At 54.9% G+C, this 13,219-nt stretch carries 14 protein-coding genes; 6 read left to right on the forward strand and 8 right to left on the reverse strand.

The features are described from left to right. Positions 1-49 precede the first annotated feature (49 nt). The 3 genes from minE to minC are packed head-to-tail and all read right to left on the reverse strand — an operon-like array spanning position 50 to position 1,857. Entirely contained in the window at positions 50-319 is a 270-nt protein-coding gene (gene minE, locus K2184_RS01110; RefSeq protein ID WP_004103270.1) for a cell division topological specificity factor MinE, read from the reverse strand. A gap of 3 nt (positions 320-322) precedes the next feature. Further along, positions 323-1,135 (reverse strand): septum site-determining protein MinD, encoded by an 813-nt coding sequence (minD, locus tag K2184_RS01115; RefSeq protein ID WP_004103267.1) that lies wholly within the window; start codon positions 1,133-1,135, stop codon positions 323-325. Positions 1,136-1,158: 23 nt separating this feature from the next. Further along, the gene (gene minC, locus K2184_RS01120; RefSeq protein ID WP_004103264.1) at positions 1,159-1,857 is read right to left on the reverse strand and encodes a septum site-determining protein MinC; all 699 of its coding nucleotides are present in this window, start codon (positions 1,855-1,857) and stop codon (positions 1,159-1,161) included. A 126-nt stretch (positions 1,858-1,983) separates the two neighbouring features. Between minC and K2184_RS01125 the strand changes: the two genes are divergently transcribed. The 3 genes from K2184_RS01125 (at position 1,984) to K2184_RS01135 (ending at position 3,483) form a co-directional block, all read left to right on the forward strand. Continuing rightward, positions 1,984-2,265, forward strand: coding sequence for a YcgL domain-containing protein (locus tag K2184_RS01125; RefSeq protein ID WP_004103262.1), 282 nt, complete (start codon positions 1,984-1,986; stop codon positions 2,263-2,265). Positions 2,266-2,282: 17 nt separating this feature from the next. Further along, on the forward strand, positions 2,283-2,942 hold the full coding sequence (locus tag K2184_RS01130) for a fumarylacetoacetate hydrolase family protein (protein WP_004113717.1): 660 nt from the start codon (positions 2,283-2,285) through the stop codon (positions 2,940-2,942). Positions 2,943-3,036: 94 nt separating this feature from the next. Beyond that, on the forward strand, positions 3,037-3,483 hold the full coding sequence (locus K2184_RS01135; protein WP_004103257.1) for a YcgN family cysteine cluster protein: 447 nt from the start codon (positions 3,037-3,039) through the stop codon (positions 3,481-3,483). A gap of 9 nt (positions 3,484-3,492) precedes the next feature. Here the strand turns inward: K2184_RS01135 and K2184_RS01140 are convergent, their stop codons facing one another. The 3 genes from K2184_RS01140 to nhaB all read right to left on the reverse strand — a co-directional run bounded on the left by K2184_RS01140 (position 3,493) and on the right by nhaB (position 6,168). Continuing rightward, on the reverse strand, positions 3,493-3,837 hold the full coding sequence (locus K2184_RS01140; RefSeq protein ID WP_163524896.1) for a DUF1971 domain-containing protein: 345 nt from the start codon (positions 3,835-3,837) through the stop codon (positions 3,493-3,495). 116 nt (positions 3,838-3,953) lie between these two features. Further along, the gene (dsbB, locus tag K2184_RS01145; RefSeq protein WP_004103253.1) at positions 3,954-4,484 is read right to left on the reverse strand and encodes a disulfide bond formation protein DsbB; all 531 of its coding nucleotides are present in this window, start codon (positions 4,482-4,484) and stop codon (positions 3,954-3,956) included. A 130-nt stretch (positions 4,485-4,614) separates the two neighbouring features. Beyond that, positions 4,615-6,168: a sodium/proton antiporter NhaB gene (gene nhaB / locus K2184_RS01150; protein WP_049094619.1), complete on the reverse strand. Its 1,554-nt coding sequence runs from the start codon at positions 6,166-6,168 to the stop codon at positions 4,615-4,617. Between the two features lie 245 nt (positions 6,169-6,413). Between nhaB and fadR the strand changes: the two genes are divergently transcribed. Then, on the forward strand, positions 6,414-7,133 hold the full coding sequence (gene fadR / locus K2184_RS01155) for a fatty acid metabolism transcriptional regulator FadR (protein ID WP_004103249.1): 720 nt from the start codon (positions 6,414-6,416) through the stop codon (positions 7,131-7,133). Positions 7,134-7,191: 58 nt separating this feature from the next. Here fadR and K2184_RS01160 read toward each other — a convergent pair whose 3' ends face one another. Beyond that, positions 7,192-8,724, reverse strand: a complete 1,533-nt coding sequence (locus K2184_RS01160; RefSeq protein WP_004103247.1) for a SpoVR family protein — start codon at positions 8,722-8,724, stop codon at positions 7,192-7,194. Between the two features lie 320 nt (positions 8,725-9,044). Between K2184_RS01160 and K2184_RS01165 the strand changes: the two genes are divergently transcribed. Beyond that, positions 9,045-10,343 (forward strand): D-amino acid dehydrogenase, encoded by a 1,299-nt coding sequence (locus K2184_RS01165; RefSeq protein ID WP_004103245.1) that lies wholly within the window; start codon positions 9,045-9,047, stop codon positions 10,341-10,343. Between the two features lie 12 nt (positions 10,344-10,355). Further along, the gene (dadX, locus tag K2184_RS01170; RefSeq protein ID WP_163524854.1) at positions 10,356-11,426 is read left to right on the forward strand and encodes a catabolic alanine racemase DadX; all 1,071 of its coding nucleotides are present in this window, start codon (positions 10,356-10,358) and stop codon (positions 11,424-11,426) included. 16 nt (positions 11,427-11,442) lie between these two features. On the opposite strand, the gene K2184_RS01175 is transcribed toward dadX, so the two are convergent. Then, positions 11,443-13,176 carry a potassium/proton antiporter gene (locus K2184_RS01175; protein ID WP_004103240.1) on the reverse strand — a complete coding sequence of 578 codons (1,734 nt, stop codon included), beginning with the start codon at positions 13,174-13,176 and terminating at the stop codon, positions 11,443-11,445. Positions 13,177-13,219: the final 43 nt, after the last annotated feature.

Here is a 13,219-nt window from a genome sequence, read left to right on the forward strand (position 1 = left end):
TGAAAAAACCGGCTGCGCACAGCGTTGCCGGTTTTTTTATACCTCAGGCTCAGGGCTTCGACTCTTCAGTTTCCGGCAGGGTCACGTTCAGCTCCAGAATCGAAATATCACCGTCTCTCTGCTCCAGCTGTACGCTGACCATCTCCGGGTCGATTTGCACGTATTTGCAAATCACCTCAAGAATGTCTTTACGCAACTGCGGAAGATAGTGCGGTTCAGCGTCGCCGCGACGGCGCTCCGCGACGATAATTTGCAGGCGCTCTTTCGCAATATTGGCCGTGTTCTTTTTCCGCGAGAGAAAAAAGTCGAGTAATGCCATAATTTATCCTCCGAACAGGCGTTTGAGGAAACCTTTCTTCTCTTCTTCTACGAAGCGGAAAGGGCGTTCTTCTCCGAGCAGACGTTCAACCGTATCGGCATAGGCTTTACCCGCGTCCGAGGCGTCATCCAGAATCACTGGCTCGCCCTGGTTTGACGCGCGCAGCACGGACTGATCTTCCGGAATCACGCCCACCAGATTGATGCGCAGAATTTCCAGCACGTCTTCCATGCTCAGCATGTCACCCTTGTTTACGCGGCCTGGGTTATAGCGCGTCAGCAGCAGGTGCTCTTTAATTGGATCTTCGCCCCTTTCCGCACGACGGGATTTGGAGGCCAGGATACCAAGGATACGGTCGGAGTCGCGAACGGAGGAGACTTCCGGGTTGGTGGTGATGATGGCTTCATCAGCAAAATACAGCGCCATCAGCGCACCGGTTTCGATGCCTGCAGGGGAGTCACAGACGATAAAATCAAAATCCATTTTTTTCAGTTCTTCGAGAACTTTGTCTACGCCTTCGCGGGTCAGGGCGTCTTTGTCACGCGTCTGGGAGGCCGGGAGAATATAGAGATTCTCCGTACGCTTATCTTTGATAAGCGCCTGGTTCAACGTGGCATCGCCCTGGATGACGTTGACGAAATCATAAACGACCCGGCGTTCACAGCCCATGATCAGGTCAAGGTTACGCAGGCCGATGTCGAAGTCGATAACGACCGTTTTCTTTCCCTTCTGGGCCAAACCAGTAGCGATGGCCGCGCTGGAGGTGGTCTTGCCAACGCCTCCTTTACCCGAAGTCACAACAATAATGCGTGCCATAGAAATTCCTTGTTAAAAAGGGATTAATTCAACGATTGAATCGTCAAAGCGCTGTCGTCTAAACGTAGACGGGCCGCTTTGCCATAAAATTCGGCCGGAATGTTATCACTCAGCCAGTATTCCCCCGCGATGGAAACCAGTTCCGCCGAGAGGTTGGTACAAAATATTTGGGCGTCTCTGTCGCCGCCTGCGCCAGCAAGCGCGCGTCCCCGCATCATGCCATATACATGGATGTTACCATCGGCGATAAGTTCAGCTCCGGCACTCACATGGTTTGTAACAATTAGATCACAGTGTGGCGCATAAATACGCTGACCGGAACGTACCGGCTGATCAATCAAACGCGTTTTTGTGATCTGATTAACAGCTGGAGGTGGGGCAACGGGTTCAGGCGCGGCCTGGCGAGTCACTTTTTCTTTCCCTTCGGTTAATAAAGGGATCCCGGCGCGGTCAATTTCCGTTTTCAGCCGGGGAAGTTTACATCCGCTTACGCCCATAATACGCAGGCCGGTAGCCGCGATCGCCTCATGCAGAGGGCGCCAGTCGACGTCATCTTCAATGCTGCTGATATTCACCACCACGGGAGCGTGCCGTAAAAAGGCGGGAGCCTGGGCGATTTTGTCTTCTAACGCCTGACGAATAACCTCGGGATTTGCATCGTGCAAATGAACCACAGATAAGGTGAAGCTACTGCCCTTAAGTTCGATTGGCGTATTTGACATCCTGGCCTTACTCAATTTGCTGTTTATCACTCGCTGAAGTGCGGTGATATTCCGAAGACTAAAAGGCATGTTATAGTCACTCATATATTGAGGCAAGTGACCACAGGTCTAATTCCGAGTAAAACTATGTTTTGTGTGATCTATCGAAGTACTAAACGCGAGCAAACCTATTTATATGTCGAAAAAAAGGACGATTTCTCCCGCGTTCCTGACGAATTAATGTATAGCTTCGGTACGCCCAAACTGGCAATGATTCTACCGCTCGATGGACGAAAAAAACTCATTCACGCCGATTTGGAGAAAGTGAAACAGGCGCTCACCGATCAGGGCTATTACCTTCAGCTGCCTCCTCCGTCTGAAAATTTACTCAAGAAACACCTGGCGGAACAGGGGAATAAATCTGATTAACCCACAGAGGGAATATAATGTACCAACATCATAACTGGCAGGGTGCGCTACTGGATTATCCGGTAAGCAAAGTGGTTTGCGTTGGCAGCAACTATGCAAAACACATCAAAGAGATGGGCAGTGCGACGCCGGAAGAGCCGGTGCTGTTTATTAAACCTGAGACGGCGCTATGCGACATCCGCCAGCCGTTGGTGCTGCCTGAGGGGCTGGGGTCGGTGCACCATGAAGTTGAGCTGGCGGTACTGATCGGCGGTACGCTGCGCCAGGCGACGGAAGATCATGTGCTGAAAGCCATTGCCGGCTATGGCGTGGCGCTGGACCTTACCCTGCGCGATCTGCAGGGAAAACTGAAAAAGGCCGGTCAGCCGTGGGAGAAGGCCAAAGGCTTTGATAACTCCTGTCCTGTTTCAGGCTTTATTCCCGCCGCCGAGTTTCACGGCGACGCGCAGAGTACTCCGCTGAGTCTGAAGGTGAACGGCGAAGTGCGCCAGCAGGGTTCGACCGCCGACATGATCCATAAGATTGTGCCGCTCATCGCCTATATGTCGCGCTTTTTTACCCTGAAAGCCGGGGATGTGGTGCTGACCGGTACGCCGGAAGGCGTAGGGCCGCTGAGCAGCGGAGACGAGCTGGAAGTCGGTTTTAACGGCTTTTCGCTGACTACCCGCGTGCTGTAACGTCCGCTTGCCGCCTTCTCCGGGCGGCAAAACTTGCATCGGCGTGCCAGAGTGGTTATAAGGTGCACCCTGAACTGCAATGACGGACATCCCAATGAGCGAACAACCTTTCTGGCAACAAAAAACACTGGATGAAATGAGCGATGCGGAGTGGGAATCACTTTGCGATGGCTGCGGTCAGTGCTGCCTGCATAAGCTGATGGATGAAGATACCGACGAAATCTACTTTACCAACGTCGCCTGCCGTCAGCTCAATATCAAAACCTGCCAGTGCCGTAACTATGAGCGCCGCTTCGAGTATGAGCCGGATTGCATCAAGTTAACTCGCGACAATCTGCCTACGTTTGAATGGCTGCCGCCGACCTGCGCCTATCGTCTGCTGGCGGAAGGCCAGCCGCTGCCGCACTGGCATCCGCTGTTAACCGGTTCGAAGGCGGCGATGCATGGCGAACGCATCTCCGTTCGCCATATTGCGGTGAAAGAATCCACCGTGGTTGACTGGCAGGATCATATTTTAAATAAACCAGACTGGGCGCAGTAAGGCGCGCAGTTAGCCTTTCTTCGCGTGGAATAGCCCGCTTTCACCGTCGGCGTCATCTGCAACCCAAAAGTTAATATTGAACTGCGCGTCGTCGCTTAGCTCAATGCGGTGCCAGTACTGCGGCGGGCTGGTTGCGAACTGGCCAGCATTGATAACGACTTTTGCCTCAGGCTCTGTCGCCTGTTCATCGGCGAAACCATAGTAGGTTACCGTCCCTTCTATTACGCAAAGCTGGCCGAAAACACCCGCTGCGGTGTTGTGGTGCGTCAGCAAAGCGGCGGGTACGTTCTGTTTGGTAAAGAATGGGGTGGAGCGTTTTACCTTCCAGCTAGCGGGAATACGCAAATGAGACATCATGTGCTCCTTAGTTAACATTTATAAGATGTATTTAATATGCAACTTTATGGCGGCAACGTCAACGCGCAGGCAAAAAAAACGCTCCCGGAGGAGCGCTTTATGAGCAATCGGTCTTAGCGACCAAACAGATCGCGCTTTTTAGGTTTAAACGGCTGAGCGATAAGCACCAGTACACCGACCACCAGATAGGCTGCGAAGATGCCGACCAGCCACTGCGGCATTTCCAGCGTCAGGAATTCCCACTGGCGTACGGAGCAGTCGCCGGTAGCGACAAACACCTGAGGCAGCCATTTATCCAGCGGCAGCCACGTTGGGAAACGAGCGGCGAAATCGCAGGTCTGGAAGGGGGAAGGGTGAAGCTGAATCATGGTGTGTTCCCATGACAGCTGCAGCCCGCGCAGGGCGCTGTAGAGCCAAATCACAATCGCGACGTAGCGCAGAGGGGTTTTTGGCGCAATGGCGCCGACGATACCGGCGCCCATCACGCCAAATAGCGCGCAGCGCTCGTAAATACACAGTACGCACGGCTGCAGCAGCATCACGTGCTGGAACCATAACGCCACCAATTCAAGAATAAACGCGGTTAGCGCCATCAGGAGCCAGGCACCGCGTCCCCTTGAGCACTGGTTTAAATATCGCAACATAATCATTTCCCTGGAACATGCTAAATCATGGCAGTGTAAACGAAAACCGTAGCGACGCCAGCAGCTAGTCTGAAAATATTACGTAAACGAATATGGAATGCCCGGCGTTTTGAGCCGGGCATGGATGATTTTATTTCAGCAGTTGTGGCGTCACCAGCCAACCGTGCTCCAGCATCCACTGGGTGGCCGGCATCAGGGTAAACTCGACGCAGGCCAGGCCGACGAGGGTCAGGACGAGAGTATAGGGCAGCGCCATCCACACCATCCGGCCATAGGAGAGGCGAATCAGCGGGGCCAGCGCGGAAGTCAGCAGGAACAAAAAAGCAGCCTGGCCGTTCGGCGTAGCGACCGATGGCAGGTTGGTGCCGGTATTGATCGCCACCGCCAGCAGCTCGAACTGCGGCAAACTGATGGTACCCTGCTCCAGCGCGGACTTAACCTCGTTGATATAGACGGTTCCGACGAAGACGTTATCAGAAATCGACGACAGCAGACCGTTAAACAGATAAAACAACGATAGCTGGGCGTGCGGCGATGCCTGAAGAACGAACTCGATCACCGGGGCAAAAAGGTGCTGGTCAATAATAACCGCCACCACGGCAAAGAAGACCGTCAGTAGGGCGGTAAACGGCAGGGCTTCGGTGAAGGCTTTGCCGATAGCGTGTTCATCGGTGATGCCGGAGAACGTTGTCGCCAGCACAATCACCGACAGGCCGATCAGGCCGACTTCCGCAAGATGCATCGCAAGGGCGATAATCAGCCAGATGCCGATAAGTCCCTGAGCGATAAGACGCAGGCGATCCTGACGACTGCGGCTCTGGCGGCTGCGATCGTCAAAATCCTGTAGCACTTTGCGCACGGTTGGCGGCAGCGGTTCGCCGTAGCCAAACAGGCGGAATTTCTCCAGCAGCAGACAGGTGATCAGTCCGCATACCAGCACCGGCAGGCTAACCGGCAGCATACGCATGAAGAATTCGCCGAAGTGCCAGCCTGCCGCCTTGGCGATGATCAGGTTCTGCGGCTCGCCGACCATGGTCATCACGCCGCCGAGCGCGGTGCCGACCCCGGCATGCATCATCAGGCTGCGCAAGAAGCCGCGGAACTGCTCCAGGACATCGCGATAGTGCTGCTCAATATGGCTGTCGTCGAGCATATTGTCATCATCCGGCCGCGCCGAAGCGACTTTGTGGTAAATACCGTAGAAGCCGACGGCAACGCTTATCACCACTGCGACAACGGTCAACGCGTCGAGGAAGGCGGAGAGGAAAGCGGATGCGACGCAAAACGCCAGCGACAGCAGCATCTTGCTACGAATGCCAAGCAACAAGCGGGTGAATATGAACAGCAGCAGCTGCTTCATGAAGTAGATCCCCGCGACCATAAACATCAGCAGCAGCAGGACTTCAAGATTACTGGCCACCTCTTCGCGGATATGCCCCGGGGTGGTCATGCCGATAAATACCGCTTCAATGGCCAGCAGGCCGCCCGGCAGCAGGGGATAGCACTTGAGCGCCATCGCCAGGGTGAAGATAAATTCGATAACCAGCAGCCATCCGGCAATAAACGGATGCAGATAAAAGACCAGCGGATTAACAATTAAGAAAATGATGAGAGCGAGTTTGTACCAGTCCGGGGACTGGCCAAGAAAATTGCGCCACAGGGCGCGGCCATAAGACATTTCCACGACAGACATCCTTTCTCCGTCAAATTCTGAAACATGATTTTATGCGTAACTATACGCAAGATTACCAGTTGCGCAAAACGAGACGCAACTTTCTTCGCATCACATTCTTTAGCAACAGAAAATGTGAAATGAAAAGTGGAAAATGAAACGGCGATCCCTTTTTAATTACTTTCTGGCGCTATCTGCCTTATGGCCGCTCTGGTATGATGAGTCGAATAGCAACGCTGTGTAATGGAAATCTTATTATGGTCATTAAGGCGCAAAGCCCTGCGGGTTTCGCTGAAGAGTACATCATTGAAAGTATCTGGAATAACCGTTTTCCCCCTGGTTCAATTCTTCCCGCTGAACGTGAACTTTCTGAACTGATTGGTGTTACCCGTACAACCTTACGTGAAGTGTTGCAGCGTCTGGCCCGCGATGGCTGGTTAACCATTCAGCATGGTAAACCGACAAAGGTGAACAATTTCTGGGAAACTTCAGGTTTGAATATTCTCGAAACCCTGGCGCGTCTCGACCATGACAGCGTACCGCAGCTGATTGATAATCTGCTGTCCGTGCGTACCAATATTTCGACCATTTTCATCCGTACCGCTTTCCGTCAGCATCCGGATAAGGCGCTGGAGGTACTGGCGAGCGCGCGTGAAATTGAAGACCACGCCGATGCGTTTGCCGAGCTGGATTACAATATCTTCCGCGGTCTGGCGTTTGCCTCAGGCAATCCCATCTATGGTCTGATCCTCAACGGTATGAAAGGCTTATATACCCGTATCGGTCGCCACTATTTTGCCAATCCGGAAGCGCGCAGCCTGGCGCTCGGCTTCTATCATCAGCTGGCTAAAGTTTGTGAAGAGGGCCTGCATGAGCAGGTTTATGACATCGTACGCCGCTACGGCCGCGACAGCGGTGAGATCTGGCATCGTATGCAGAAGAATCTACCGGGCGACTTAGCGATTAATATGCGTTAAGCCCACGGAATGAATAAAAAACGCCCGGTGATTTCCCGGGCGTTTTGCTTTTCAACGGCTACAGCGGGTTCTGCCGCGGCGGGGTGCGTTCCAGCAACTCGACGCTGCCATCGGCGTTTTGCTGCTCCAGAAGAACGTCAAATCCCCACAGGCGGTGAACGTGCTTAAGCACCTCACGGCGGCCTTTATCCAGCGGCACGCGGTTGTGCGGCACGTAGCGCAGGGTGAGCGAGCGGTCGCCGCGCAGGTCCACATTCCATACCTGAATGTTTGGCTCGAGGTTGCTCAGGTTGTACTGCGCTGAAAGTTTGGAACGAATCTCACGATATCCCTCTTCATTATGAATTGCGGATATTTCGAGATAGTTGTTGTGATCGTCATCCAGCACGGTGAAGAAGCGGAAGTCGCGCATGATTTTCGGCGACAGGAACTGGCTGATAAAGCTTTCATCCTTAAAGTCGCGCATCGCGAAGTGCAGAGTTTCAAGCCAGTCAGAGCCGGCAATATCCGGGAACCAGTATTTGTCCTCTTCCGTCGGCGACTGACAAATACGTTTGATATCCTGGAACATGGCGAACCCCAGCGCGTAGGGGTTAATACCGCTATACCACTGGCTGTTGTATGGCGGCTGGAACACCACATTGGTGTGGCTGTGCAGGAACTCCAGCATAAAGCGCTCCGTCACTTTACCTTCATCATAAAGGTGATTCAGGATGGTGTAGTGCCAGAAAGTCGCCCAGCCTTCGTTCATCACCTGAGTCTGCTTCTGCGGATAAAAATACTGGCTGACCTTGCGCACGATGCGCAGGATCTCACGCTGCCACGGCTCCAGCAGCGGCGCGTTTTTCTCCATGAAATAGAGCAGATTTTCCTGCGGTTCAGAAGGGTAGCGACGCGCGGCTTCGATGGTTTTTTCCTCTTCTCGCTTCGGCAGCGTGCGCCACAGCATATTCACCTGGCTTTGCAGATACTCTTCCCGGCTTTTTTGCCGCGCCTTCTCCTCCTGCAGCGAGATTTTTTGCGGGCGTTTATAGCGGTCAACGCCATAATTCATCAGGGCATGACAGGAGTCGAGCAGTTTTTCAACTTCATCAACGCCGTAGCGCTCTTCACATTCGGTGATGTATTTCCGCGCGAAGATGAGATAGTCAATGATTGAGCTGGCATCGGTCCAGCTGCGAAAGAGATAGTTATTTTTGAAAAACGAGTTATGCCCGTAGCAGGCGTGCGCCATCACCAGCGCCTGCATGGTAATGGTGTTCTCTTCCATCAAATAGGCAATACAGGGGTTGGAGTTAATGACGATTTCGTAAGCCAGCCCCTGTTGGCCGTGCTTATAGGCCTGTTCGGTCTCGATGAATTTTTTACCGAACGACCAGTGCGGATAGTTAATCGGCATCCCGACGCTGGAGTAGGCATCCATCATCTGTTCGGAAGTAATGACTTCGATTTGGTGCGGATAGGTGTCAAGACGATACAGCTTCGCCACCCGGTCGACTTCTGCCAGATAGGTCTCCAGCAGCTCAAAAGTCCAGTCGGGTCCATCGCTTAAACGGGTTGTGTCCTTGTTCATGGAATCAATCGTAGCCATTAGCGCGCCCTCGTTGTTGATGGTTCTCTCTGTACGGAAAACCTCTAAACAAGCATAGAACACGGCGTCGCAAACTGCGTCTATCCGCATTTCCTTTCTTCGCGATTTCACAATCTTAAAGGCGCTGTTTTGCGCTTTAATCAGAATTTTATTCTGTAGAAAAATGAGGCGCAGCAGGAGATGGTAAAGCGACGGGGTCAGCGCTGGCGCAGAATCCTGTGAGATAAGTCACCATAAATAAAGCGTATGTTGAATAATATTTTCATCTGAGTTATCAATTTGTAATCAGATGATTGTTCTTTAACGATTACGGAGCCGCTATGCGCGTCGTCATACTGGGAAGTGGGGTTGTAGGAGTCGCAAGCGCCTGGTATTTAAGCCAGGCAGGACATGAAGTGACGGTTATCGACCGTCAGCCGGGACCGGCCGAAGAGACCAGCGCCGCTAACGCCGGGCAGATCTCCCCCGGCTACGCCGCGCCCTGGGCGGCGCCGGGCGTCCCTTTGAAGGCGATTAAGTGGATGTTCCAGCGCCACGCTCCGCTGGCTATCGGTCTGGATGGCACCCAGTTCCAGCTGAAATGGATGTGGCAGATGCTGCGCAACTGCGACACTCGCCACTATATGGAAAATAAAGGACGAATGGTGCGCCTGGCCGAGTACAGCCGCGACTGCCTGAAAGCGCTGCGCGAGAGCACCGGTATTCAGTATGAAGGGCGCCAGGGTGGTACGCTCCAGCTATTCCGCACTGACAAGCAGTTCGAGAACGCGACCCGCGATATTGCGGTGCTGCAGGATGCGGGCGTGCCTTACCAGCTGCTGGAAGCGAATCGCCTGCTGGAAGTTGAGCCGGCGCTGGCAGAAGTGAGCCATAAGCTCACGGGCGGTTTGCGCTTACCTAATGATGAAACCGGCGACTGCCAGCTCTTCACTACTCGTCTGGCCCGAATGGCGGAGCAGGCGGGCGTGACTTTCCGTTTTAATACTCCGGTGGATGAACTGCTCTATGAAGGGGATCTCATCTCGGGTGTGAAGTGCGGCGCTGAAATTATTAAAGCCGATGCGTACGTTATGGCATTCGGATCCTATTCGACGGCCATGCTGAAAGGGCGGGTGGATATTCCGGTCTATCCCCTGAAAGGCTATTCGCTGACGATCCCCATCGCGGAAGAGGACGGCGCGCCGGTTTCGACTATCCTTGATGAAACCTACAAAATCGCCATCACCCGTTTCGACAGGCGTATTCGCGTTGGTGGAATGGCGGAAATTGTTGGATTTAATAAAGAACTGCTGCAGCCGCGGCGTGAAACCCTGGAGATGGTAGTGCGCGATCTGTTCCCGCGCGGCGGCCACGTTGAACAGGCAACCTTCTGGACCGGACTGCGTCCGATGACTCCGGACGGTACGCCGGTGGTGGGGCGTACGGGGTATAAAAATCTGTGGCTCAACACCGGCCACGGCACGCTGGGATGGACCATGGCCTGTGGTTCAGGGCAGCTGATTAGCGACCTGATCTCCGGACGCACGCCGGCGATCCCGTATGACGATCTTGCCGTCGCCCGCTACGGACGCGGCTTTACGCCGGCCCGCGCTCAGCATCTGCATGGCGTTCACAATTAACAAGGAGCTTTCATGTCTCGTCCTGTAAAGGCCAGCATTGATATGTCAGCCTTACGCCAGAATCAACAAATTGTTCGCCGCGCGGCGCCCGGCTCGCGCCTGTGGGCGGTGGTCAAAGCCAATGCGTATGGCCACGGTCTGGCAAGGGTCTGGAATGCGCTTAGCGCCGCGGACGGTTTCGCGATGCTGAATCTTGAAGAGGCGATACTGCTGCGTGAGCTGGGCTGGAAAGGGCCGATACTGATGCTGGAAGGCTTTTTTCATGCCGATGAGCTGGCGTTATTTGATAAATACCGCTTGACCACCAGCGTGCACAGTAACTGGCAAATTAAGGCCCTTCAGCAGGCGAAGCTGCATGCGCCGCTTGATATTTACGTCAAGGTGAATAGCGGGATGAACCGGCTGGGGTTTATGCCGGATCGTCTGCAAATCGTCTGGCAGCAGCTGCGAGCGCTCAGCAACGTCAGTGAAATGACGTTGATGTCGCATTTTGCCGAAGCGGAAAATCCGGATGGCATCGCGGAGCCGATGCGGCGCATTGAGCAGGCGGCGGAAGGGCTGGATTGCCCGCGCTCGCTGGCGAACTCGGCGGCCACCTTGTGGCATCCGGAGTCGCATTTTAACTGGGTGAGGCCGGGGATCGTGCTTTATGGCGCTTCGCCTTCCGGCCAGTGGCAGGATGTGGCCAATACCGGGCTGAAACCGGTCATGACGCTAAGCAGCGAAATTATCGCCGTGCAGAATCTGAAAGCCGGTGAAGCGGTTGGATACGGCGCAACCTGGCGCACGGTTGAGGAGCGGCGAATCGGCATCGTTGCCTGCGGCTATGCCGACGGCTACCCGCGCTTAGCGCCCAGCGGAACGCCGGTGCTGGTTGATGGCGTCCGCACCGTAACGGTCGGGCGTATCTCAATGGATATGCTGGCGGTGGACCTGACAACCTGCCCGCAGGCAGGCATTGGCGCGCCGGTCGAGCTATGGGGTAAAGAGATCAAAATTGACGATGTCGCAGCCTCCTGCGGCACCGTCGGATATGAATTAATGTGCGCCCTTGCGCCGCGCGTGCCGGTTGTGACAGTGTAACCTGAACCGAGGCGGATCACTCCGCCTCATCTTCCGCCATCCGTACGCCAACCCGCAGAACGTGATCCTCTTCTTTTTCCGCCACCGTCCACACCATGCCGGCAAATTCCACCTGGTCGCCGACAACCGGGGCTGCGCCTAACAGGTGCTGTATGACGTCACCCAGCGACTGCTGACGATCGCGAAACTCTTCTCCCCCGTCAATGCCGTAAATCTGCGCCACGTCGGCGAACCTGGCGCTGGCATCGAGAATAAAATCACCGAAGAAGCGCTGATCGAGCGCCACCGGCGGCGACTGGCTGAACAGTTTACCCAGCGCGGGTAAATCGCGTTCGCGGCCAATCACGCAGAGAATATCGCCTTCCAGCAGGCGGGTGCTGCCGGTGGGGTGCAGCAGAGCGTTATCGCGGAATAGCGCGGCAATCCGCGTTTCCGGCGGCATATGCAGGTCGCGCAGCGCCGCGCCGACGCACCATTTCTCCGCGCTCAACTGATAGACAAACTGCTCCCACGGATTTTCCGGATGGATATCCAGCCCGACGCGTGAGATGGGCGATCCGACCGGTGGCACCACTACTTTGGCTTTTTTGGCCGCCCAGGAGAGCGACGTACCCTGTAAAAGCAGCGAGACCAGCACCACGAAGAAAGCCACGTTAAAGAACAGGCGCGCATTCTCCAGGCCCGCCATCATCGGAAAGACGGCGAGAATAATCGGCACCGCGCCGCGCAGACCCACCCAGCTGATAAATATGCGCTCGCGCAGGTTAAAGCCGCGAAACGGCAGCAGGCCGGCGAATACCGACAGCGGACGGGCGATGAAAATCATCCACATCGACAGAATGAGCGCCGGGATGGCGATGGGCCACAGGTCTGACGGCGTGACCAGCAGGCCGAGCACCAGGAACATGGCGATCTGCGCCAGCCACGCCAGCCCGTCAAAGTTTTGCAGAATGCCGTGGCGGTTGCGAATCGGCCGGTTGCCCAGCAGGAAGCCGCACAGGTAGACCGCGAGGATGCCGCTGCCGTCCAGCGAGGTGGTGGCGGCGAAAATCATGATCCCGCCGCTCAGCGCCAGCAGCGGGTAAAGCCCGGCGGGTAGCACAATGCGGTTAATCATCTGTAGCAGCAGATAGCCGCCGCCGAGACCGATGGCGATACCTAAGCCAAACTGCTGCACGATATGCACCAGGAACATCCAGCTCAGGCCGGTTTCATGCTGCTGAATCATCTCGATAAGCGTAATGGTCAGGAACACGGCCATCGGGTCGTTGCTGCCGGATTCAATTTCCAGCGTTGAGCCGACGCGTTCGTTTAGCCCTTTTCCGCCGAGCAGTGAGAACACCGCTGCGGCATCCGTCGAGCCGACAATCGCGCCGATCAGCATGCCTTCAATCAGGTCGAGTTTAAACAGCCAGGCCGCCATGAGTCCGGTCAGGGCCGAGGTAATTAACACCCCGACCGTGGCAAGCGACAGCGCGGGCCAAAGCGCTACGCGAAAGGAGCTGGCCTGGGTGCGCATCCCGCCGTCAAGCAGAATGACCGCCAGCGCCAGGTTACTTACCATGTAGGCGAAAGGGTAGTTGTCAAACGGAATGCCGCCGATACCGTCAATACCCGCCAGCATCCCAATGGCTAAGAAGATAACCAGAATCGGGATGCCGAGGCGTGAGGAAAAGGAACTTAATAAGATGCTACAGGTTACTAAAACAGAACCCAGGATAAACAGACTGATGACCGCAGCGGCGTCCAATGTTGACGTACTCCTTACCGGCGTGAAGATAAATTAAAAACTA

The sequence above is a fragment of the Klebsiella sp. K5-306 genome (genome assembly GCF_051835185.1).
Taxonomy (GTDB): domain Bacteria; phylum Pseudomonadota; class Gammaproteobacteria; order Enterobacterales; family Enterobacteriaceae; genus Klebsiella; species Klebsiella oxytoca.